The organism is Paenibacillus sp. JCM 18996 (assembly GCF_055392555.1).
The window spans coordinates 552875-576144 of the sequence record NZ_AP043884.1; the positions used below are offsets into that span (position 1 = coordinate 552875).

Annotated in this window: 18 protein-coding genes; all 18 read left to right on the plus strand. The window is 53.5% G+C overall.

From position 1 onward, the window contains the following. Positions 1-4 precede the first annotated feature (4 nt). Positions 5-1036, plus strand: coding sequence for an ABC transporter ATP-binding protein (locus ACZ5N7_RS02675; RefSeq protein WP_464657168.1), 1032 nt, complete (start codon positions 5-7; stop codon positions 1034-1036). Then, positions 1026-1979, plus strand: a complete 954-nt coding sequence (locus tag ACZ5N7_RS02680) for an ABC transporter ATP-binding protein (protein WP_464657170.1) — start codon at positions 1026-1028, stop codon at positions 1977-1979. The genes ACZ5N7_RS02675 and ACZ5N7_RS02680 overlap by 11 nt, the downstream gene beginning before the upstream one ends. A gap of 366 nt (positions 1980-2345) precedes the next feature. After that, on the plus strand, positions 2346-3962 hold the full coding sequence (gene bshC, locus ACZ5N7_RS02685; protein ID WP_464659114.1) for a bacillithiol biosynthesis cysteine-adding enzyme BshC: 1617 nt from the start codon (positions 2346-2348) through the stop codon (positions 3960-3962). A gap of 19 nt (positions 3963-3981) precedes the next feature. Continuing rightward, the gene (locus ACZ5N7_RS02690) at positions 3982-5247 is read left to right on the plus strand and encodes an adenosylhomocysteinase (RefSeq protein WP_464657172.1); all 1266 of its coding nucleotides are present in this window, start codon (positions 3982-3984) and stop codon (positions 5245-5247) included. Between the two features lie 345 nt (positions 5248-5592). After that, the gene (mraZ, locus tag ACZ5N7_RS02695; protein WP_464657174.1) at positions 5593-6024 is read left to right on the plus strand and encodes a division/cell wall cluster transcriptional repressor MraZ; all 432 of its coding nucleotides are present in this window, start codon (positions 5593-5595) and stop codon (positions 6022-6024) included. A gap of 39 nt (positions 6025-6063) precedes the next feature. Then, positions 6064-7014: a 16S rRNA (cytosine(1402)-N(4))-methyltransferase RsmH gene (gene rsmH, locus ACZ5N7_RS02700; RefSeq protein WP_464657176.1), complete on the plus strand. Its 951-nt coding sequence runs from the start codon at positions 6064-6066 to the stop codon at positions 7012-7014. A 21-nt stretch (positions 7015-7035) separates the two neighbouring features. Continuing rightward, a complete protein-coding gene (locus ACZ5N7_RS02705) occupies positions 7036-7386 on the plus strand; it encodes a cell division protein FtsL (protein ID WP_464657178.1) in 351 nt (116 codons plus the stop codon). An 85-nt stretch (positions 7387-7471) separates the two neighbouring features. Beyond that, positions 7472-9844, plus strand: a complete 2373-nt coding sequence (locus ACZ5N7_RS02710; RefSeq protein ID WP_464657180.1) for a penicillin-binding transpeptidase domain-containing protein — start codon at positions 7472-7474, stop codon at positions 9842-9844. Positions 9845-9957: 113 nt separating this feature from the next. After that, complete coding sequence (locus ACZ5N7_RS02715; protein WP_464657182.1) at positions 9958-11910, plus strand: stage V sporulation protein D; 1953 nt, start codon at positions 9958-9960, stop codon at positions 11908-11910. Positions 11911-12040: 130 nt separating this feature from the next. Next, positions 12041-13528 (plus strand): UDP-N-acetylmuramoyl-L-alanyl-D-glutamate--2,6-diaminopimelate ligase, encoded by a 1488-nt coding sequence (locus ACZ5N7_RS02720; protein ID WP_464657184.1) that lies wholly within the window; start codon positions 12041-12043, stop codon positions 13526-13528. Between the two features lie 51 nt (positions 13529-13579). Next, positions 13580-14542, plus strand: a complete 963-nt coding sequence (gene mraY, locus ACZ5N7_RS02725) for a phospho-N-acetylmuramoyl-pentapeptide-transferase (RefSeq protein ID WP_464657186.1) — start codon at positions 13580-13582, stop codon at positions 14540-14542. A 3-nt stretch (positions 14543-14545) separates the two neighbouring features. Continuing rightward, on the plus strand, positions 14546-15955 hold the full coding sequence (gene murD / locus ACZ5N7_RS02730; protein ID WP_464657188.1) for a UDP-N-acetylmuramoyl-L-alanine--D-glutamate ligase: 1410 nt from the start codon (positions 14546-14548) through the stop codon (positions 15953-15955). A 52-nt stretch (positions 15956-16007) separates the two neighbouring features. Beyond that, positions 16008-17105, plus strand: a complete 1098-nt coding sequence (spoVE, locus tag ACZ5N7_RS02735) for a stage V sporulation protein E (RefSeq protein WP_464657190.1) — start codon at positions 16008-16010, stop codon at positions 17103-17105. Positions 17106-17111: 6 nt separating this feature from the next. Continuing rightward, positions 17112-18224: an undecaprenyldiphospho-muramoylpentapeptide beta-N-acetylglucosaminyltransferase gene (murG, locus tag ACZ5N7_RS02740; RefSeq protein WP_464657192.1), complete on the plus strand. Its 1113-nt coding sequence runs from the start codon at positions 17112-17114 to the stop codon at positions 18222-18224. Positions 18225-18483: 259 nt separating this feature from the next. Then, positions 18484-19389 (plus strand): UDP-N-acetylmuramate dehydrogenase, encoded by a 906-nt coding sequence (gene murB, locus ACZ5N7_RS02745; protein ID WP_464657193.1) that lies wholly within the window; start codon positions 18484-18486, stop codon positions 19387-19389. 15 nt (positions 19390-19404) lie between these two features. Further along, on the plus strand, positions 19405-20685 hold the full coding sequence (gene murA / locus ACZ5N7_RS02750) for a UDP-N-acetylglucosamine 1-carboxyvinyltransferase (protein ID WP_464657195.1): 1281 nt from the start codon (positions 19405-19407) through the stop codon (positions 20683-20685). 109 nt (positions 20686-20794) lie between these two features. Beyond that, complete coding sequence (locus tag ACZ5N7_RS02755) at positions 20795-21655, plus strand: cell division protein FtsQ/DivIB (protein WP_464657197.1); 861 nt, start codon at positions 20795-20797, stop codon at positions 21653-21655. Between the two features lie 349 nt (positions 21656-22004). Next, positions 22005-23255, plus strand: a complete 1251-nt coding sequence (gene ftsA / locus ACZ5N7_RS02760; RefSeq protein ID WP_464657199.1) for a cell division protein FtsA — start codon at positions 22005-22007, stop codon at positions 23253-23255. The last annotated feature ends 15 nt before the right edge of the window (positions 23256-23270 follow it).

Consider the following 23270-nt stretch of genomic DNA (forward strand, 5'->3'; position numbering starts at 1 on the left):
TCCTGTGAGCAAAACTATACTTGAAGTAAAAGACCTGAAAGTTTCTTTCAACACTTATGCGGGGGAAGTCCAGGCCGTGCGGGGAGTCAATTTTCATCTGCAAAAAGGAGAGGTGCTCGCCATCGTAGGGGAATCCGGCTGCGGCAAGTCCGTGACGGCCCAAACGATCATGCGGCTCATCCCTTCTCCGCCCAGCGTGATTAAAAGCGGATCTATCCGATTCGACGGCAAAATGGACATCGTCAAGCTCTCGGACCGCCAAATGGAAAAAATCCGCGGTTCGGAGATCGGCATGATCTTTCAGGATCCTATGACATCATTGAATCCTACAATGGTAATCGGCGACCAGATAACGGAAGGAATTCTGAAGCACCAGAAAGTAAGCAAGGCCCAGGCTAACGCAAGGGCGATAGAAATTCTGAAGCTTGTCGGAATCAACAATCCGCAAGGCCGGATGAAGCAGTATCCGCACGAATTTTCCGGCGGGATGAGGCAGCGTGTGGTTATCGCCATAGCGCTCGCATGCAACCCGAAGCTGCTCATTGCGGACGAGCCGACCACCGCACTGGATGTGACGATACAAGCCCAAATTATCGAATTGATGAAGAAGCTGTCCCGGGAGACTGAATCTTCGACCATCCTTATTACCCACGATTTGGGCGTCGTTGCGGAAATGGCGCAGCGCGTCATTGTCATGTATGCGGGCAAAGTCGTCGAGCAGGGAACGGTGGATGAGATTTTCTACGCTCCCAAGCATCCTTATACGTGGGGATTGCTGCGCTCGATGCCCCGTTTGGATAATAAAGCAAAGAGGGACCTGGTGCCTATTCCGGGAACGCCTCCGGATTTGTTCGCTCCGCCTAAAGGGTGCGCTTTTGCAGCCAGATGTCCCTACGCTATGGAAGTTTGTCTTGAGCTGGATCCCGAGCATATGAAGGTTACTCAAACACATACCGCCGCCTGCTGGCTGCTGCATCCAGATGCGCCCAAGGTAGTGCGGCCGGCAGATATTGAGGTGATAACGAATGTCCGATAATATTCTTGAAGTCCGTAATTTGAAAAAGCATTTTCAACTGAGCGGAGGCAAGGTTCTCAAGGCGGTTGACGGAGTCAATTTCCATATCAAACGCGGTGAAACGTTCGGATTGGTAGGCGAGTCCGGCTGCGGCAAATCCACCGCTGGCCGCACGATTATCAACCTCTACAGCGCAACGGACGGCAAAGTGATTTTTAACGGCGAGAATGTCCATGAGCTGAAAGGCAGGAAGCTGAAGGCATTCAACCGCAGCATGCAGATGGTGTTTCAGGACCCTTACGCTTCTTTGAACCCGAGAATGACTGTCGGGAATATCATCGCCGAAGGGATCGATATCCACGGTTTATATACTGGTGCGAAGAGAAAACAGCGTGTGTCCGAGCTGCTTGGCGCCGTAGGCTTGAATGAAGAACATGCGGGACGGTTCCCTCATGAGTTCTCCGGCGGCCAAAGACAGCGGATCGGCATTGCCAGGGCTCTGGCGATCGAGCCGCAGCTAATTATCGCGGATGAACCGATTTCCGCGCTGGACGTTTCGGTACAAGCCCAGGTTGTGAACTTGTTCAAGAAGCTGCAGAAGGAGCATGGCTTGACTTACTTGTTCATCGCGCATGACCTGGCTATGGTGAAGCATATTTCCGACAGGATCGGCGTTATGTATTTGGGCAAGCTGGTCGAGGTGACCGGCTCGGAGGATTTGTATGCCAAGCCGCTTCATCCCTACACGCAAGCTCTGCTCTCCGCCATTCCGATCCCCGATCCTGAAGTGGAAAGAAGAAGAGAGCGGATCGTGCTGGAAGGCGAGGTTCCGAGCCCTCTCAACCCTCCCAGCGGATGCCCCTTCCGCACTCGCTGTCCCAAAGCAATGGCGGAATGCGCGGTTGCGATGCCTGAATTCAAGGAAATCGAACCGAACCACTGGGTCGCCTGCCACCTTTACTAGGAAACCGCCTCCTTGGAGGCGGTTTTTCCCATTCCATATTGATAATAATGTGGTAATCAAGTATTATTTAACCAGTTGAGATGAGAACAGGTTAGCTGAGCTGAGCAGAGTTTGGAATAGTCGAGAGTATTGCAGTGTTTTATTTGAACAAAACAAATATCTCTCCGCGGTGCTTATTGACCATGAGGACTCTTTTGTCCATACGCTTTCCAATTTGATTGAAAATGTGTTGGCCCGGACGCAGCGCGGATGAAGATGATCGTTCATGGGGTCATTTTTCCGCTTTGACGATAACTAAATGTAAGTGTACAATCATACTTGTAAATTATACATAGATGGAGGAAGGGGCTGGTTATCATAGAAGCCATCCATTGGAAATCAAATCAGCCTTTGACAGAGGATTATTTGCACCATTTCGAACGGGTTGAACCGTTCTTCGATTATAACCCGCGGGATCCGCAAGCATGGGAAGAGCGCGCCCGGTGGCTTGACCACCATCAGGGGATGAGGGCCGACCGCGCACGTCTGGCAGAGGCCCTGCTTCATTTTAATGAAGAGATCCAGAACGCTCCCCAAGCGATAGAAGCGATTCACCGGCTGCGCAGCCAGGAAACACTCGCGGTTGTGGGCGGACAGCAGGCGGGACTGTTCGGCGGCCCTTTACTCGTTCTGTATAAAGCGGCTACTCTGATTCAGCTGGCGCGCTCCGCCTCTGCAACATTGAACAGGCCTGTAGTGCCGGTTTTCTGGATTGCCGGCGAGGACCACGACTTCGAAGAAGTGAACCATATTCACTATATGACGGGCGAGAACAAGGTTCTCAGATTAAAGATCGATCATCCTACAGGCCTGAAGACCTCAGTGTCTTCAACCATCCTGCCTGGAGAAGTCTTTAAAGATGCTGTCAGCCAATTGGACAACGCACTGGCGGACAGCGAGTTTAAGCAGGACTTGATGCGAAGATTGAGAGAACACGCGGAACAAACGAATACTTTGGTCGGAAGCTTCGCCAGACTTCTAAGCGACCTGTTCGGATCATACGGACTAGTCCTGATGGATTCGGACCACCCTGATCTGCGAAAAGTGGAGGCGCCGATGTTCAAGGCTTTGATCGAGGACAGCGAAGGCGTTAATCAATCTGTTTTGGCCAGGATGGCTGAAGTACGGCAGGCGGGGTACCCGCTTCAGGTGGAGCTGCAGGAGAATAACGCCAATCTTTTTGTTTATGATGAAAAGGAACGGATTTTGCTTTACCATGACGGGAATGATTATACGGACAGACGCGGTGAAAGGAAATATAGCCGCAGCAGGCTGTTAGATTGGGCTGTAAGCGCTCCAGAAAGGCTTAGCAACAACGTGATGACCAGGCCGCTCATGCAGGAATTTTTATTTCCCGTGCTAGCGACCGTATTGGGGCCCGGCGAAATCGCCTATTGGGCGTTAACCGGCGAAGCTTTTGAACAAGTGGGGTTCCTGATGCCGATTATCGTGCCGAGAACCGAATACACCTTGATGGATAGAACGGTCCAAAAGTATATGGAGAAATATGGCCTTGACATCGAAGATGTCATCCACCGGTTCGAGGAGAAGAAAGCGGAGTGGCTGAAAGAGCAGGATGAGCTTCATCTCGAAGAGCGTTTCGCGGAGGCTAAGGCCGAGTTCCAAAGGCTGTACCAGCCGCTGCTGGAGACGGTTGCAGGAATCAATCCGGCGCTTGAGAAGCTGGGGCAGACCAATTTCACACGGATTATCAGGGAAATGGAATACCTTGAGACGCGTGCTGCCGATGTGTATCAAGGCCGGTTCGACGCGGCTTTAAGTCAGCTGGAGCGAGTCCGTGTTTCATTGCTTCCGTTTGGCAGGCCTCAAGAGAGAGTGTACAACGCATACGCGTATTTAAACCGATACGGGCGGAAATGGCTGGATGATTTAGTGAAGGAACCGCTTTCCCTGGATGGATTGCATAAACTGTATCATTTTTAATCGAAGGAGGAAGAAGACCATGACCACTTTGCAGAAGCAAAGCATTATCGCCGATATCGGCCTGGCCCCGGAAGGCCATCTGAAGATCGACTGGGTACAAGCTCACATGCCGGTGCTGAACAGGGTACGCGAACAGTTCGAGCAAGAGCAGCCTTTTAAAGGATTAAAAGTGGCGATTTCCCTGCATCTGGAGGCAAAAACGGCATACTTGGCGAAAGTCGTCAAAGCCGGCGGCGCCGAGGTGACGATCACGGGAAGCAATCCTCTTTCCACCCAGGATGATGTGTGCGCGGCATTGGTGGAAGATGGCGTGCGCGTATTCGCCAAGTATAATCCGGATCCTAAGGAATATAAGGGTTTGCTTATTAAAACGTTGGAAACGAAACCGGATCTGATTATCGACGACGGAGGGGATCTGGTCACGATCCTCCACTCCGAGAGAACGGACCTGCTGGCAGGCATCCGCGGGGGCGCGGAAGAAACGACGACAGGCATTCTGCGCTTGAAGTCGCTGGAAAAAGAAGGGAATCTGAAATTCCCGATGGTAGCGGTTAACGACGCCTATTGTAAATACTTGTTCGACAACCGCTACGGTACAGGCCAATCGGTATGGGACGGCATCAACCGCACTACGAACTTGGTCGTGGCAGGCAAAACCGTGGTAGTCGCCGGATACGGCTGGTGCGGCAAAGGTGTGGCCATGAGGGCCAAAGGGCTCGGCGCCAATGTTGTGGTCACGGAAATCGATGCGATTCGGGCGGTTGAAGCTTATATGGACGGCTTTGCGGTCATGTCCATGAAAGAGGCGGCCAAAGCAGGCGACTTTTTCGTTACGGTGACCGGAAACCGCGATGTCATCCGCGGGGAACACTATGAGGTGATGAAGGACGGAGCGATTTTGTCCAATGCGGGACATTTTGACGTGGAGGTGAACAAGCCTGAGCTTGAAGCGCTTTCCTCCTCCAAGCGTACTGTCCGCCGCAATATCGAAGAGTACCTGCTCAAAGACGGACGCAAGATCTATGTTCTGGCAGAAGGCCGTTTGGTGAACCTTGCAGCGGGTGACGGACATCCGGCGGAAATTATGGATATGACGTTCGCTCTTCAAGCGATGTCTTTAAAATATGTGAATGAGCAGCATCAAAGCATCGGCAGCAAGGTGGTCAACGTGCCGTATGAACTGGATGAGCAGGTGGCCCGTATTAAGCTGGAATCTCTCGGCATCTCCATGGATTCCCTAACGAGCGATCAGAAAGCTTACCTGGACAGTTGGACCGAGCATTGATTCGGTAGAACTGCATATAAAAGTAACCCCTGAATCCCGGGATGAGCGACTCCTCAGCCTGGCCTTCAGGGGTTTTTGCTGTATAGGAAACAGGATTCCAAGAAGGATTAGTTTAGCGGTATGGGGAGTAGCTTGAACAAGGAAACAGGAATGAGCATTAGCGGCATTGTAAATGAAGGCTCACGACTGCCCAAACCTAACACAGTTAACGCTGTAAAATACATTATAAAATAATTTACATTTAATCCTGTTAAATTTAGCAGGATTTTTTGTTATTATAGAGAATATGAAAATAAAGTGGTTTAAAGTGGGGAAAAGTGGGGGAAAAGGGAGGGGGTACGGCCGATGTTCATGGGAGAGTATCAACACAGCATCGACGAAAAAGGCCGTATGATCATACCCGTCAAATTCCGTGAAGCGCTTGGAACCACATTCGTCATCACCCGTGGGCTCGATCAATGCTTGTTTGTGTATCCAATGAGTGAATGGTCGGCTCTGGAAAGCAAGCTCAAGGCACTGCCGCTTATGAAATCGGACGCTCGTGCATTCAGCCGGTTTTTCTTCTCCGGGGCTACCGAGTGCGAGCTGGACAAGCAGGGGCGGGCCAATATCCCGGGCACTCTGGTAGACCATGCGAAGCTGGATAAAGACTGCGTTGTCATTGGCGTTTCCAACCGGGTAGAGATTTGGAGCAAGCAAATTTGGGAAAGCTATTTCCAGGAATCAGAGCAATCTTTTAACGAAATTGCGGAGAAACTTGTGGACTTTAATTTTTAATCGCATTAAATTTCGCCGCCTATTGGAGGACCTCACTTCGTGTTTCATCATATTACGGTTTTGCTTGAACAATCTGTTGACGCCTTGAACATCAAGCCAGACGGGATTTACGTGGATTGCACCTTGGGGGGAGCGGGACACAGTTCATTGATCGCCTCCCGGCTAAGCGGCAATGGCATGCTGATCGCCTTCGACCAGGACGACTCCGCGTTAAGGAGCGCTTCCGAGAAGCTTTCCCCTTATATGGACCGTGTAAAACTCGTCAAAAGCAATTTCCGCCACCTGGAGAAGGAGCTGTCCGCGCTGTCCATTCCCACAATAGACGGAGTCCCGCAGGTCGAAGGCATTTTGTTCGATCTGGGCGTGTCCTCACCGCAGCTTGATGAAGCTGAACGAGGATTCAGCTATCACCAGGATGCGGAGCTGGATATGAGAATGGACCGTTCGGCGGAGCTTACCGCCAAGGTGATCGTCAACGAATGGCCGGAAGAAGAGATCACCAGGATTTTATTCGAATACGGGGAAGAAAAATTCGCCAGAAGGATCGCATCGCAGATTATCCAGGCCCGAAGCCAAGGTCCGATCGAAACGACAGGCCAGCTGGTGGAATTGATCAAAGCCGGCATCCCGGCGGCTGCCCGCAGAACCGGTCCACACCCGGCCAAAAGAAGCTTTCAGGCTTTCCGCATTGCAGTGAACGACGAACTCAGAGCTTTTGAAGACGCATTGGAGCAGTCGGTACGCTGTTTGGCGCCGGGAGGCAGGCTCGCGGTCATCACGTTCCACTCTTTGGAGGACCGCATCTGCAAGAAGACCTTCGCAGGCTATGTGGGCAAATGTACATGCCCTCCCGATTTCCCGATGTGCGTGTGCAGCAATGAAGGAGTTCTGAAGTTGGTAAACCGGAAGCCGATTGTAGCGAGAGAAGATGAGTTGGAAGCCAATAACAGGGCTCGTTCGGCAAAATTGAGAATAGCGGAAAAGCTGTAAATAGGGAAAGGGGAATAAGAAATGCCTGCTTATATGCACGGAAATCTGGCTGTGGAACAAAGAGCCAAAGAACAGGTTCGGGTCAAGGAAGTCATTACCACAAAAAAGGTATACCGCCAATCGCAAATTACTATGGGAGAAAAGATTTTCCTTGTGCTTGGAGCCGTTGTGTGCGGTATTATTGCCAGCGTGATCATTTACCGTTATGCCCTGATCTATCAAATGCACTCCCAAATGAAAGCGACGAATGATAAAATCATGGAAATTGATTCCAAAATAAGCGCCTCCAAGCATGAGCTCGAACAGCAGCAAAGTCCCAAGCGGCTCAAGGCGGAAGCGGCCAAGCGCGGCTATGTCCCCGCTAATTTTTAAAGATGACCCCCTACTTCCCGCGAAGAAAGCCATTGTGTAAGAATAAGAGCCTGGTGGCAATCCATCCGTAAATGAGGTAGAATGTATGACTAGATTGGTGAAAATTCGCTCGCTGCTGCTCGGAGGGTTATTTACCCTCCTTTTTGTCGGTTTGATGAGCCGTGTTTATTGGATTCAAGTCGTCCACGGAGCCGAGCGTCTGCAGGAAGCGAAGCAGATGTGGGAAACGGACCGGGTTCTGCAGCCCCAGAGGGGGTCCATTTTGGACCGAAACGGGAGGTCTTTGGCTGAAGATGCTCCCGCTTATAACGTTTCTCTTAATCCGCAAAAGATTTTCAAAAATAATACTCTGGACGAGGTAGTGAAAGGTTTGTCGGGTCTGCTGAAAGATTCGGAGGACCCTGCCATAGGGGGGGACCTGCAGAAGAAGATCGAAGCCTTGGCGACCAAGAAGCGCACCGACTATACGCCGAAGCCGAACGCAAAGCCGGAAGAAGCTTACAGCGTAAGTGTGGACATCCGCAACGAAGGCTGGAAGGTCGACGCGCAGATGAAAGAAAAGATAGACAATTTGAAAGAATATATTAAACAGAAGGCTAAATTGAAAGATGCGGATGATGTCGGCATTTATTTGAAAAGGGACCAAAAGCGGTACTATCCGGGAGAAAATCTGGCCTCGCAGCTGCTCGGATATTTGAACAAGGAGGGTCAGGTCGTCACCGGGCTGGAGGCCTATCTTAACAAGTACCTGGAAGGCAAGAAGGGCTCGCTTACCTACGAGAGCGACAGAAAGGGAGTCGAGCTTCCGAACGGCACGAAGTTTTCCCAACCGGCCAAAGACGGAAGCAATGTCCAATTGACGATCGACAAGAATATCCAATTTTACATAGACAGCGCACTGGATAAAGTGTACCAGAAGTACCATCCGAAGAGTGTGACGGCTATAGCGGTGGATCCGAAAACAATGGAAGTTTTGGGTATGTCGAGCCGTCCGGATTTTAACCCTAACAAGTATTGGCAGGCGGAGAAAGGCTCGGAGGTCAATCAGGCGATTTCATCCCAATATGAACCGGGATCGACATTCAAGCTGGTGACCTTGGCAGCTACAGTGGAGGAAGGGTTGTTCAATCCGAACGCTTACTACCCCTCGGGTACGATCCAGGTTCCGGGTAGAACGCTCCATGACTACTATGTCGGCTGGGGAAGCATCAATTACCTGAAAGGTCTGGTCCGGTCCTCCAACGTGGCTTTCGTAAAGCTTGGATACGAGATGCTGGGACAGGACAAGCTGAAAGGCTGGATCGACAAGTTTGGTTTCGGACAAAAGACAGGTATCGATCTGCCGGGAGAAGTGCCCGGCTCCATCAATATGAAATATCCTTCGGAGTTTGCGACAGCCACCTACGGACAGGGCTTGACGGCGACGGCGATGCAGCAGGTAGCGGCTTACGCGGCCATGGCAAACGGCGGCAAGCTGATGAAGCCGTATGTCATCAAGCAAATTACCGACCCTAATACGAATGAAGTGGTGCTGCAGCACCAACCTGAAGTCGTCCGCCAGGTCGTATCGGAGAAGACCGCCAAGACCGTCACGGGCTACCTCGAGCAGGTCGTAACCGATCCCGACGGAACAGGGAAAAAGATGGCCGTCGACGGCTACCGGGTAGCCGGGAAGACGGGTACAGCCAATGTTGTCGTGAGTGGAAAATATTCGGATCTCACCTGGGTGGTTTCCTTCATCGGATACGCTCCAGCGGAAGATCCGCGCATAGTGGTTGCAGTCATTGCGGATCAGCCGGACCTCGGCGGAGATTTCCACCGCGGCAGCGACGTCACCGCGCCCGCTTTTAAAGAAATCATGTCGCAAAGCTTGCGATATATGGGAGTGGCGGCGAGCGACCAGCAAACTGCGACGAAGGAGAAGGAAGCGGCAGTCAAGGTGCCGGATTTGTCGGGAATGAACGGCGAAGGTGCGAGGAACGCCGCCGCCAAAGCCGGATTGGCGCTTGAAGTGGTAGGCAATGGCAACCAGGTCATCAGCCAATTTCCTGCGGCAGGTACAGAAATGACGGCAGGGCAGCGAATGTATATAGTGACGCAGCAGGGCGCATCACGCCAAGTGCCCGATATGACGGGCAAATCGCTGCGTGAAGCTTTGGAGCTGTGTACGTTCCTTGGCGTCAAATGCCAGCCCGCAGGGGAGGGCTATGTCTCTTCCCAAAGCTTGGCCGGAGAAGGGGACAATGCCATATTGAACCTGCAGCTTGCTCCTTCCGCCAGTGCGCAGGCTGCTACGCCGGATTCTGGCGCCGGCACACCGGCCAGCCCGGCGGACAAAGGCGCCCCGCCCAAAAAGGACGATCCTTCGGCCAAGAAGGATAATCAGCCTGCAAAGAAAAGCGCGGAATCCGCAGCCAGGAAACCGGCGTCGGCCGACGCCAAGCAGGCTGGGCGATAGCCGCCGAAGTGAGCAGATAAATCGGACGGCTTGTTCTATCCCCCGGTTGTCCCGAATAGTCTTGATATGAACAGGCTTGACTTATCGGGATTCGAGGGGAGGAACAGTCGGTTATGAAAATTTCCGGCGTTACGGTTCGGCGCAGGCTGTACATCTCGTTAATGATCGGGACGGTTCTGTTTGTAGCGTTAATGGTCAGGCTGGGCTATGTACAGCTGTGGATGGGATCCGAACTCGCACAGCGGGCGGAGGATTCCTGGCGCAGGGAGGTCCCTTTCGCGTCCCGCAGGGGAGAAATTCTCGATCGCAACGGAGTGAAGCTGACCTACAATGTCAGTTCGCCATCGGTCATGGCGGTTCCGGCCCAGATCAAGGATCCCGAGACGACGTCCCGGACGATCGGCGGAATTTTGCAGATGACGCCGGAGTCCGTGTACAACACGATTACAAAGAAACAGAGTCTCGTGGACATCAAACCGGGCGGCCGTAAAATCACCCAGGAGAAGGCGCAGCAAATTCGCGCTCTGAATCTTCCGGGAATTGTCGTTGCCGAGGATAATAAAAGATTCTACCCGTTCGGCTCTTTGGCTTCCCACATCCTGGGCTTCACGGGAGCCTATAACAACGGGTTGACCGGGGTGGAAGCGAAATATGACAAGCAGTTGACCGGCCTCAAGGGCAACATTTCTTATTTGGCCGACGCGGGCGGCAGGAAAATGCCGAACTCAACGGACCAGTATGAGAAGCCCAAAGACGGCTTGAATCTGCAGCTGACGATCGACAACCACCTGCAGTCCATCCTCGAACGGGAGCTCGACCAAACGATGCTGCAATACCAAGCCAAGGATGTCATCGCGATTATGATGGATCCGAATAATGGAGAAATCCTGGCAATGGGCAGCAGGCCGAATTACGAGCCGGGAAATTACAAGGAATACCCTGTCGAGACGTATAACCGCAACCTGCCGATCTGGATGACTTATGAGCCGGGCTCCACTTTTAAAATTATTACGCTCGCCGCCGCCCTGGAAGAAAAAAAGGTGGATTTGCAAAATGAGAGCTTTTACGATCCGGGTTCAATTGAAGTCGGCGGAGCCAGGCTCCGCTGCTGGAAACGGGGCGGCCACGGAAGCGAGACGTTCCTTAATGTGGTGGAAAACTCCTGCAACCCGGGATTTGTCGAAATGGGCCGGAGGCTCGGCAAAGAGAAGCTGTTCGATTACATCGGCCGCTTCGGTTTTGGCAAGAAGACGGGAATCGACCTGGGAGGGGAAGAGAACGGGATTATGTTCAAGCCTTCCCGCGTCGGTCCTGTCGAGCTCGCCACCACTTCTTTCGGCCAAGGCGTGTCGGTGACTCCGATACAGCAAATCTCGGCCGTGTCCGCGGCCATCAACGGCGGCAAGCTGTATAAGCCGCACGTCGCCAAAGCTTTCTACGATCCGGACACAGGCGGGCTTGTGGAAACGGTGAAGCCGGAAGTGGTGCGCAATGTGATCTCGGAAGCCACCTCCAAACAGGTGAGGGAAACTTTGGAAAGCGTAGTGGCGAAAGGTACAGGTAAAAACGCTTTTCTGGACGGCTACCGGGTCGGAGGGAAAACGGGTACCGCCCAGAAGGTAATCAACGGACGTTATTCTCCTGACGAACACATCGTTTCCTTCATCGGGTTCGCGCCGGCGGACAATCCGAAGGTGATCGTATACGGCGCCGTGGATGATCCCAAAGGGATTCAGTTCGGAGGTTTGATCGCCGCGCCGATGGTTAAAAATATTTTGGCAGACGCTCTGCAGTATATGAAAGTGGAGCCAAGCAAGAATCAGCTGGAGAAGAAATATATTTATGGAGACGTGAAGCAGGTGGAGGTGCCCAACCTGCTCGGCGCCAGAGTGGAAGATATATACGAGGATTTGAATTCCGACTTTCTTTTGGAAAAATCAGGATCCGGCACCGTGGTCGTGAACCAGGTCCCCAAGCCTGGAACGCGGTTGAACCAAGGCTCGACGATACGCGTCTATCTGGCCGACGATCCTGCCGATCAGAAGCAGGACAAAGGGACGCCGTAAGCCACTCTTGTCCTTGCCGGTCTGAAAGCCAAAGAAACGCGTTCCGCCACGTTTTACTCTTCGGTATCCTGTCGATAATGAATCATAATCCGGACTACAGAAATCGGTTTGATCTGGGAGGAAATGCAGCATGCAGCTTAAGGAACTGGCCTCTTTATTGACGATAAGCTATATTATCGGCCACGGGGAAACTTCATTTAACGGGATACAAACGGACAGCAGGAAGGTCACGCCCGGGTCGCTGTTCATCTGCGTGCCGGGCCTCACCGTCGACGGCCATGAATTTGCCGAAGCGGCCGCAAAGCTCGGGGCATCCGCTTTAGTTGTGGAACACGATGTGGATGTGGACCTTCCCAAGCTGGTGGTGAAGGATTCACGCTATGCAATGGCATTGATCGCCAATCATTTTTACGGAAGTCCCAGCGCGGAAATGAAAGTGATCGGGATTACCGGCACGAACGGCAAAACGACAACGTCTTATTTGATAGAGAAAATACTCGGCGACCAAGGGTTTAAAACCGGATTAATGGGCACCATCCAAGCCAAAATCGGACATACGGCGATCCCTATGGAAAGAACGACGCAGGAAGCGCCCGACCTGCAGAGGACTTTTCGCCAAATGAGGGACGTAGGAACCCAGATCTGCATCATGGAAGTCTCCAGCCATGCGCTTTCTTTGGGCAGAGTGAAGGGTGTCAGCTTCCGGACGGCCGTTTTTACGAACCTGACTCAGGACCACCTTGATTTCCACGGTTCGATGGAAGCCTACAAAGCAGCCAAAGGGCTGCTGTTCTCCCGTCTGGGCAACACGTTCGGCGGCCATCCCGCGCTGCAGAAGTATGCGGTGCTGAACGCCGACGACCCTGTTTCGGAAGACTATGCGCAGGCCACATCGGCCCAGGTGATTACTTACGGCATCGAGCGTGACGCGGATGTGAAAGCGGCGGAGATCTATCTCACCTCAAAAGGAACCCAGTTCACTCTGCTTACTTTTGCGGGAAATACGACCGTCCGCACGAAGCTGATCGGCAAGTTTAACGTTTATAACGCGCTGGCGGCGGCGGCGGCCTGTCTAGCGGAAGGTATTCCGGTGGAAAGCGTGAAACGCAGCCTGGAAGTAGTGCGGAGCGTCGACGGACGGATGGAAGTGGTCGACGAAGGCCAGGATTTTCTGGTGCTGGTCGACTACGCGCACACGCCGGACGGTCTGGAGAACGCGCTGGCTACGGTCAGCCAATTCGCCGAAGGCAGGATCATCAGCGTCTTCGGCTGCGGAGGCGACCGCGACCGTACCAAGAGGCCGGTGATGGGGGGGATCGCCGCCAAATACAGCGATTATATGATCGTCACCTCCGACAATCCCCGCAGCGAGGACCCAGATGCCATCCTTCGGGATATCGAACCGGGCATAGCTAAGGCGGGAATGGCCCCGGACAGCTACGAAATGATCACGGACCGGAGAACGGCGATACAAAAATCTATTGAAATGGCAAGCTCCAAAGATGTAGTATTGATAGCGGGAAAAGGACATGAAACTTACCAGGACATCATGGGTGTAAAGCACGACTTTGATGACCGGGAGGTTGCCAGACAAGCGATAAGGAGCAGAGTAAAGTGATAGAAAAAGCCGGGTTTATTCATGCAGCGTCTGACGCAGGGGGGCAAATACGTGGATAATCAAACGATACTGTTCACATTGGGTGTGGCTTTCTTGCTGGCGGTCATTCTGGGGCCGATTCTGATCCCCTTCCTGCGCCGATTGAAATTCGGCCAGCAGATCCGCTCCGACGGTCCACAAGGCCATTTGAAAAAGGCGGGAACACCAACGATGGGCGGAGTGATTATTCTGCTTGCCCTGCTTCTTGCTGTGCTGAAATTCGCCGATAAAAATATGGATTTCGTCATTCTGGTGGTCGCCTCGATGGGGTATGGATTGGTGGGCTTCCTGGATGATTACACGAAGATAGTTTTTAAACGTTCTTTGGGGCTGACGGCCAAGCAAAAGCTGTTCGGACAGCTGCTGGTCTCCGCCGTGGTCTGTTACCTGCTTGCGGCCAGCGGACACAGCACCGATGTTTTCATTCCTTTTGCGAACATGATGGTCCCTCTCGGCTGGTTCTATTACGTGCTGGTTGCGATCATCATGCTGGGCACTTCGAACGCCGTGAACTTCACGGACGGCCTGGACGGCCTGCTCGCGGGCACCAGCGCTATCGCCTTCGGGGCTTTCGCGATCATCGCTATGAACCACACGCAGCCTGAAGCCGCCGTGTTCTCGGCGGCCATGGTCGGCGCCGTGCTTGGCTTCCTTGTATTCAACGCTCATCCGGCCAAGGTGTTCATGGGAGACACCGGCTCTTTGGGCATTGGAGGAGGCCTTGCGGCTGCGGCGATCCTGACCAAAGCGGAGCTGCTTCTGGTCGTTGTCGGCGGCGTGTTCGTAGTGGAAATGCTGTCGGTTATCATTCAGGTCGTTTCGTTTAAGACAAGAGGGAAAAGGGTATTCAAGATGAGCCCTATCCATCACCACTTTGAACTGGTCGGCTGGTCGGAGTGGCGGGTTGTCGTCAGCTTTTGGCTGGCCGGCCTGCTGCTTGCCGGTTTGGGACTTTATATTAATGAGGTGTTGTAATCCATGGAGCATCCAGGCTCTTATCAGAATCAGGAAGTTGTAATTCTCGGCTTGGCCAGAAGCGGACTTGCCGCCGCCAAGCTGTTTCATGACATGGGAGCTAAAGTGGTCGCAAACGATAAGAAAGCGCGTGAACTATGCCCTGAGGCCGACGAACTTACGGCTCTGGGTATTTCTGTTATTTGCGGGCACCATCCCGCTAACCTCATCCATGAGGGCGTAAAGCTCATTGTGAAAAACCCGGGCATTCCCTACACCATCGACCCGGTCCGTAAAGCGGTAAGCCTGGGTATCGAGGTTGTGACCGAGGTTGAGGTTGCTTACCGTCTGTGCGAAGCGCCAATCATCGGCATCACCGGCTCCAACGGCAAGACGACCACGACAACATGGATCGGCCTTATGCTCGAGCAGGGCGGGCTGCGTCCGATTGTTGCGGGAAATATCGGAACGCCTTTGACGGAAGCCGCCCTGGAGGCCGGCAAGGAGAACGTCATGGTTGTGGAATTGAGTTCTTTCCAGCTGAAAGGAACACAGACGTTTAGGCCGGCAATCGCCTGTTTATTAAACGTATATGAGACGCATTTGGACTATCACGGGTCGATGGAGGACTACATCCAGTCCAAAGCGAAGCTGTTCGCCAACCAGACGGAGGAAGACACCGCCGTTCTAAATTGGGACGATGAGGTCTGCAGGAAGGTGGCACAAGGGGCGGCCGCGCAAATATTGCCTTTTTCCCTGGAGCAGCAGTTGGATTACGGAGTGTATGTGGAAGGGGGCGTCGACTCCGGCGTGGAACCGCAGGCGGTCTATCGCGACCGGGCAGGACGCAAGCATATCATTGCCAAGACGCGGGAAATCGGGATCCCCGGTTCGTTTAACGTCGAGAACGCCCTGGCGGCTTCCGCCGTGGCCATAGCCGCAGGCGTCCCGATTGAGGCCATTGCCAAATGCCTGAAGGACTTCCGCGGAGTGGAGCACCGTCTGGAATATGTGGCGCAGAAGAACGGCATGACGTTTTACAACAACTCCAAGGCGACGAATCCGGCAGCCACGATCAAAGCGGTAGAATCCTTTGAAGCGCCGGTCGTGCTGATCGCAGGGGGGCTGGACAGAGGCTCCGATTACATGGAGCTGCTGCCCTTGTTCCGGGAACGCGTCAAGGCTGTCGTCGCCTTGGGGCAGACAAGGGATAAAATCAAATGCGTAGCGGAGCTCGCGGGGTTGGCCTCGGTGAAAACCGTCGATACTGCTAACAATGCAGAGGACACCCTGAAACAAGCGGTAAGCGCCGCTTACGAACTCGGAGAAGAAGGGGACATCGTACTGCTCTCTCCGGCCTGCGCGAGTTGGGATATGTTTGCCTCTTATGAGGAAAGGGGACGCATTTTTAAAGAGTCCGTGCATAACCTTTAACTAAGGGGGCAGGCCAGTCCGCCTCCTACATTGGATGTAAGAGGTGTGCCGCATGGGTAAATCACGTACCGCTCCCGACCTGTTCCTTCTGGTCTCAACCTTGGCGATTCTGTGCATCGGCGTTGTTATGGTGTACAGCGCAAGCGCCGTTCTTTCGTACCATGAATTCGGCGACTGGTATTATTATCTGAAAAGGCAGCTGTTGTTTGCCGCGCTTGGAGTAGCTGCGATGCTGTTTATGATGAACGTGGATTACTGGGTGTGGAAAAAATACGGTAAGGTTGCGCTTATAGTATGTTTTGCGCTTTTGCTGATTGTGCTTGTCCCGGGCATCGGCGTCGTACGAGGAGGAGCCCGCAGCTGGCTCGGCATCGGCGCCTTCGGCATCCAGCCGTCGGAATTTATGAAAATCGGCATGATCATGTTCCTCGCCAAAATGCTTTCCGACCACCGGTACAAAATCACCGAGTTGCGGACAGGCCTGCTGCCCCCGCTCGGACTGATGGGGCTTGCCTTCGGGCTCATCATGCTGCAGCCCGACCTCGGCACCGGGGCCGTACTCGTCGGCGCGTCGTTGCTGATCATCTACACGGCCGGAGCCCGGCTGTTCCACCTGGCCTGTCTGGCCATGGTGGGAGCCGCGGGGCTGGCCGGGCTGATCATCGCGGCGCCCTATCGGCTTAAGCGCATCACAGCCTTCCTGGATCCCTGGCAGGACCCTCTTGGCGCGGGCTACCAGATCATCCAGTCGCTGTATGCGATCGGCCCCGGCGGCCTCGTCGGGCTGGGCCTCGGGATGAGCCGCCAGAAATACAGCTACCTGCCCGAGCCGCAGACCGATTTCATCTTTTCCATCATCGCTGAGGAATTGGGCTTTATCGGCGGCTCCATCGTGCTTCTGCTGTTTCTTCTGCTGCTTTGGCGGGGCATGCGCACGGCGATAACGGCGCCGGATATGTTCGGCAGCCTGCTGGCCGTGGGCATCGTGGGAATGATCGCCGTCCAGGTGGTCATCAACATCGGTGTCGTCATAGGGATGTTTCCGGTGACGGGCATTACTCTTCCGCTGATCAGCGCGGGAGGATCGTCACTGACGCTGATGCTGACATCCATCGGAGTATTGTTAAATATATCGCGTTACGCGAGGTGAAATGCATTGCGAATTATACTTAGCGGCGGGGGAACCGGCGGCCACGTGTATCCTGCTTTGGCGATTGCCGAGCAGTGCATGCAGGAGCTGCCGGATTCCCGGTTTTTGTACATAGGAACAAATTCCGGCCTGGAGAGGGACATAGTGGCCAAATCCGCGCCGAACATGCCGTTCGAGTCGATTGAAATCAGCGGGTTCAGAAGGAAGCTTTCGCTGCAAAATGTGAAAACCGTTATCCGGTTTTTTCAAGGGGTGTCGCGCGCCAATGCGCTGATCAAGCAATTTCGGCCTGACGCGGTGGTCGGTACCGGCGGCTATGTATGCGGGCCGGTGCTTTATGCTGCCGCCAGGCTGGGACTGCCTACGCTCGTCCACGAGCAGAACGTGATCGCGGGCCTGACGAACAAATTTTTGAGCCGCTACGCGAGTACAATGGCAGTGTCTTTTCCGGGAACGGAAAAAGAATTTCCGAAAGCCCGGCGGGTGATTTATACCGGAAACCCGAGAGCCACCACCGTCTTCCGGGCCGACGCCCAGGAGGGCTACCGGATACTGGGGCTGCCTGACCGTTCCAGGGTTGTCGTCATCGTCGGGGGAAGCAGAGGCGCCAAAGCTTTGAACGAGGCCATGGTGGGAATGGCCCCCCTGCTCCGACAGCTGCCGCATATTCGTTTTGTCTATATTACAGGCCAGCCTTATTACGAGAATACATTGGAGCAAATCTGCGGCACGTCGGCCGGGCTCCCTGACAACCTGCAGGTGCTGCCTTACGTCCACAACATGCCGGAGGTGCTGGCGGCGACATCGCTGATCATTTCGAGAGCGGGCGCGTCCTTCCTGTCGGAAATTACATCCTTGGGAATTCCTTCCATACTTATTCCTTCTCCAAATGTCACCAACAACCATCAAGAGGCTAACGCTAGGTCACTCCAGCAGGAAGGAGCTTCCGAAATGGTCCTGGAGAAGGAGCTTCGTCCCGCCGAGCTTTTTGCCAAAGCCGCCGCGATTATGGAAGATCCCATCCGCTGGGAATCGATGTCGAAGCACGCCCGCCGGTTGGGAAAGCAGGATTCCGCCGAGATGATTCTGAGAGAACTGCGCAAATTGACCAAAAGGTAATCTCATTTCTCCGAAAAAAACGTTCCTGGCATCCGCGAGGTCTGTTCTGGGCTTTTGTCACACTCTTGCCGGTTCGACATAAACTACATTATAACCGTGACAGATCAGGTGACGACAGCCGATACGGGAATACCGGGGAAATGGCCGTTTTTTCGGAGATTCAAGTATAAGCCGGTGTGGATGCCGCTGAAAGCAACAGGCAATTGCTAACGGCGGCTTCCCTGCCTATCCCGATGTTCTGTGAAGGAGGCATTTATCAATGCAACAGGTTATATCTGAACTGCAGGCCGCCCAAATCGGCGAAATTCGTTTCAACGAATCATTGGCCGCACACACCACCTGGAAAATCGGAGGCCCTGCCGATGTGCTGCTGATTCCGCAAACGAAGGATCTTTTGGTGGAGACGGTAAAAATTTTGCGTAAGCACGGAGTACCTTGGACGGTGATCGGAAGAGGCTCCAACCTGCTGGTGACCGACAAAGGGATCCGGGGCATTACGCTGAAGCTCGGGGAGGCGCTGGAAACGCTCCGCTTCGAAGGGACCGCCGTTTGCGCGGGGGGCTCCTACTCTTTTATCAAGCTCTCCGTGATGGCCGGAAAGCAGGGATTAACCGGGCTTGAATTTGCCGGAGGAATTCCGGGAACCGTCGGAGGCGCCGTATACATGAATGCGGGAGCCCACGGATCTGATGTGTCACGCATACTCAAAAGTGCTGAAGTGCTGACGGAGACAGGTGATTTGATCGTTATGCAGAACGAGGATTTACAATACGCTTACCGTCATTCTGTGCTTCAAAACAAGCCCGGGATTGTAACCGAGGCGGTGTTTGAGCTCGAATACGGCGACCGGAAGGAAATAGCGGCAGCCATGGCGGCTTACAAAGACAGGCGTTTGCGGACCCAGCCTTTACATCAGCCGTCCTGTGGAAGCGTATTTCGCAATCCGGAAGGCCATCATGCGGCGAAGCTGATTGAATCGGCGGGACTGAAAGGTTTGACCGTCGGAGGAGCGCAAGTCTCCACTCTGCATGCCAATTTCATCGTGAACACCGGCCAGGCTGCAGCCGAAGACGTTCTCACCCTCATTGGGCAGGTGAAGCATGCCGTTCAGCAAAAATACGGCGTTGCGCTTGTATCCGAAGTATTGGTGGTGGGTGAACGGTAAATCGGAGGTGGGACATTGGAGAAGTTGGTTATCGAAGGTGGGCGGCCTCTCTCGGGAACCATTAAAATTCATGGCGCGAAAAATGCCGCTTTGCCGATACTTGCTGCCAGCATGATGGCAAGCGGAACGCATACCCTGCACAATATACCGGACTTGCTGGATATTCAGGTTATGCTTAACATCCTGCGCGCACTTGGTTGCCGGGTAGCTCATCAAGGGCAGACGGTCACGATAGACACATCGACCGCGGACAGCTTTCACATTCCGGAAGAATTGATGAAGCAAATGAGGTCCTCGATCTTTCTGATGGGTCCGCTGCTTGCCAGATTTGGCGAGGTGCAGGTTTATCAACCCGGAGGCTGCGCCATCGGGGAGCGCAAAATCGACCTTCACCTGAAAGGCCTCGAGGCGCTGGGCGCCAGGATCGTGGAGTCGCCCGATACGATAGTTTGCAACGCTTCCGAGCTGCAGGGCACTGAGATCGTGCTCGATTTCCCCAGTGTGGGGGCCACGGAAAACATTATGATGGCCGCAGCCATGGCCGATGGCATTACGATCCTTCAAAATGCGGCCAGAGAGCCGGAAATTCAGGACCTGCAAAATTATTTGAACGCCATGGGGGCAGAGATCATCGGGGCCGGCACTGGCACAATAACAATTAAGGGCGTAAAGCATCTGACTCCCTGCACCTATAAGGTCATTCCCGACCGTATAGTCGCGGGAACGTTCATGGTGGCGGCTGCGGCTACAAGAGGAAGCATCACGCTTGAGAATGTGCATCCGGGCCATTTGACCTCCGTGATTCACGTGCTGAGAAGGACCGGTGTTCAAATCTCTGTCGACGATGATATAATGGTGGTGAACTGTAAAACCCGGCCCAAGGCCGTGGAGAAGATTGTCACTTCCCCTTATCCCGCGTTTCCGACGGACCTGCAGTCGCAGATTATGGTTCTTCTTTCTTTAGCCGACGGGGCAAGCATCATTAAAGAGACGGTTTTTGAGGGCCGGTTCAAGCATGTCGATGAACTGTCCCGCATGGGAGCGGATATCCGCGTCGATCTGACGACCGCATTCGTCCGCGGGGTGACCCGGCTGTACGGAGCGACCGTGGAGGCCACCGACCTTAGGGCGGGAGCCGCACTGGTCATTGCCGGACTGGCGGCGAACGGTACGACGATCGTCGAACAGATTCATCATATAGACCGCGGATATGACCGGATCGAGCAGATGCTCACCCGCTTGGGGGCGAGTATCCACCGGATCGCGCCGGTTCCGAAGAAACGTGGTAGCAAGTAACTAGCGTATGATCATCACCGCCCGAGATCCCTTCCTGAGTCCAGGAGGGGATGCAGGCGTTATGCCGTTATTGCAGCAGCAGAATTTAGTCCCATAGGTGGTGCCGAAGTTGCCTTCCAACCAAAAGATACCCGTAATGCCGCAAGAAAAGAAGAAGCCGCATTCTAACCGTAAGCTGCTGACCCTGCTGGTGTTATTTTTCGTTATCGTGCTGGTTATTCTCTTCTTTCAATCTTCGCTCAGCAAAATCTCGCAAATTACCGTCTCCGGCAACGAAGCCGCAAGTGCCGACGACATTTTGAGAGCCTCCCGGATCAAGCAAGGGGATCATTATTTTGCCCTCCGTAAGGATCAGGTGGAGCAGCGGCTGAAAGCTTTGAAAATGATCGAATCGGCTGTGGTGACGAAGCAGTTTCCGGGATCAGTCAAGATTACCGTAAAAGAATTTCCGAGAGTTGCGTTTCAAATGGCGGCAGACGGCGGCAAGGAAGTGCTGCTCGCCGACGGCAGCCCGGTCAAAGTCGACCCCGGCGTAATTTTGGACAAGCCGGTGCTGACGGGCTGGGAGCCTGACAATCCGCTCAAAGTCCAGCTGTGCCAAACACTGGCGCTGTTATCCGCCGATACCCTGAAGAATATTTCCGAGATCAGGCCTGAGCCTTCAGAAGCATATCCGGACAAAATCAAAATGTATACGCGCTACCCTTTTGAGGTCTATACCACGATCGGTTATCTGCCCGACAAAATGAAAGTGCTGGGCACCCATTTGGCTGCGCTCCGCGATGCGGGCATCACCTCGGGAGTCCTGACCCTGCTTGAAGCCGATAAATACGCCCCGTACGGCAATGACCAGCAAAAAACAGGCAAGGAGCTTCCCAAAGATAAAGGAGACAAGAAGCAGCCGCCGGCGTCCGCCACGGACCCAAAGAATGACCCGGCCAAAGATATTCCCAAGCCGGCAGCGCGGTAAGTTGCAACCGCTTGGCGGGGGATTTTATCATTAGAAATCTATCAGAAATTACGATTCTCCAAAAATGCACTAGCAAATGAGCCTCAAAAGATGGTAAAATTAATCGTATGCATGATTCTATGGCTCTTCTGCGTTTTTTCCCTCTCTATTAGTCTTTTTTTTCGGCTGATTTCCGTATAGTTTTTCAATAAATTATACAAAAAAAAGAGGGAAACCCAGATGAATGTTGAATATGTTAATTCGATCGTGCAAAGAAACAAGTTAATCCCATTAATTATGAAATCCATGAAATGAACGGCCACTGTGCCAATCCCGACTAAACTTAAAATTTAATAGGAGGTGCCACGGGTTGAGCAGCAATGACATCATTGTTAGTTTGGACATCGGTACATCCAAAGTTCGCGTTATTATTGGGGAAGTTATGGGCGGAACCATTAATATAATTGGAGTTGGATCTGCCGACTCGGAAGGTATTCGCAAAGGAGCTATCGTGGATATTGACAAGACCGTCCAATCCATCCGCAGCGCGGCTGACCATGCGGAGAGGATGGTCGGAATCCAGATATCCGAGGTGCACGTGGGGATTTCCGGGAATCATATCGCCCTGCAGTCGAGCCATGGCGTGGTCGCCGTCTCCAACGAGAACCGTGAGATCGGCGAAGAGGATATCGAACGCGTGCTGCAGGCCGCCAAAGTGATCGCACTGCCTCCGGAACGGGAAATTATCGGGGTGGTAGCCAATCAGTATCTGGTTGACGGCCTGGAAGGGATTCAGGACCCGCGCGGGATGATCGGCGTTCGTCTGGAAGTTGAAGCTACCATTGTCACAGGTGCCAAAACCGCAGTACATAATTTGATCCGTGTCGTCGAGAAAGCGGGGTTGAAGGTAGCCAGACTGCATCTGATGAGCTTTGCCGCAGGCCATTTGGCTTTGTCGAAAGACGAGAAAGCGATAGGAACGGTGCTGGTGGATATCGGTGCCGGCGCAACTACGATAGCCGTTTTTGAGCAAGGCAATCTGGTTGCGACGTCCACCATACCGGTCGGCGGAGATTTTATCACCAGCGACATCATGATCGGACTGCACACCGTACAGGATACGGCTGAGAGGATCAAGCTGAAATACGGCTGCGCCATTATCGACGACGCGGATCCGAATCTGCTGTTTAAAGTAACCCGTATGGGGAGCAACATTGAAAAGGAATTCTCCCAGGCGGACCTTGCGAATATAATCGAACCCCGTGTGCAAGAAATATTTCACCTTATCCGCGGCGAAGTAAACCGGTTAGGCTTTTCTCAAGTGAACGGCGGTTATGTGCTCGCGGGCGGAACGGTGAATTTGCCCGGAACTCTGGCCGTCGCCCAAGCGGAACTGAACAATGCCGTCCGGATCGGCGTGCCCGATTTCATCGGCGTCCGCGATCCTTCCTTTACAAGCGGAGTAGGCATCATCTGCTACTTGAACAAGTACGTGCGCAACCGCCAGCCGGGGGCCGTAAGGAAGACGACAGCCGCTGCAGCCAAGCAGACTGCCGCCGCCGCGGAAGAGAAACCGGGCACTTTTGAACGCTTCAAAAATTGGTTGAGCGAATTCATATAAGTGTACCCGCTTCAG

Coding starts and splice junctions, on each gene's coding strand:
- ACZ5N7_RS02680 (WP_464657170.1), top strand. CDS start 1,026: ATGTCCGATAATATTCTTGAAGTCCGTAATTTGAAAAAGCATTTTCAA.
- ACZ5N7_RS02690 (WP_464657172.1), top strand. CDS start 3,982: ATGACCACTTTGCAGAAGCAAAGCATTATCGCCGATATCGGCCTGGCC.
- mraZ (WP_464657174.1), top strand. CDS start 5,593: ATGTTCATGGGAGAGTATCAACACAGCATCGACGAAAAAGGCCGTATG.
- ACZ5N7_RS02705 (WP_464657178.1), top strand. CDS start 7,036: ATGCCTGCTTATATGCACGGAAATCTGGCTGTGGAACAAAGAGCCAAA.
- ACZ5N7_RS02710 (WP_464657180.1), top strand. CDS start 7,472: ATGACTAGATTGGTGAAAATTCGCTCGCTGCTGCTCGGAGGGTTATTT.
- ACZ5N7_RS02715 (WP_464657182.1), top strand. CDS start 9,958: ATGAAAATTTCCGGCGTTACGGTTCGGCGCAGGCTGTACATCTCGTTA.
- ACZ5N7_RS02720 (WP_464657184.1), top strand. CDS start 12,041: ATGCAGCTTAAGGAACTGGCCTCTTTATTGACGATAAGCTATATTATC.
- murD (WP_464657188.1), top strand. CDS start 14,546: ATGGAGCATCCAGGCTCTTATCAGAATCAGGAAGTTGTAATTCTCGGC.
- spoVE (WP_464657190.1), top strand. CDS start 16,008: ATGGGTAAATCACGTACCGCTCCCGACCTGTTCCTTCTGGTCTCAACC.
- murB (WP_464657193.1), top strand. CDS start 18,484: ATGCAACAGGTTATATCTGAACTGCAGGCCGCCCAAATCGGCGAAATT.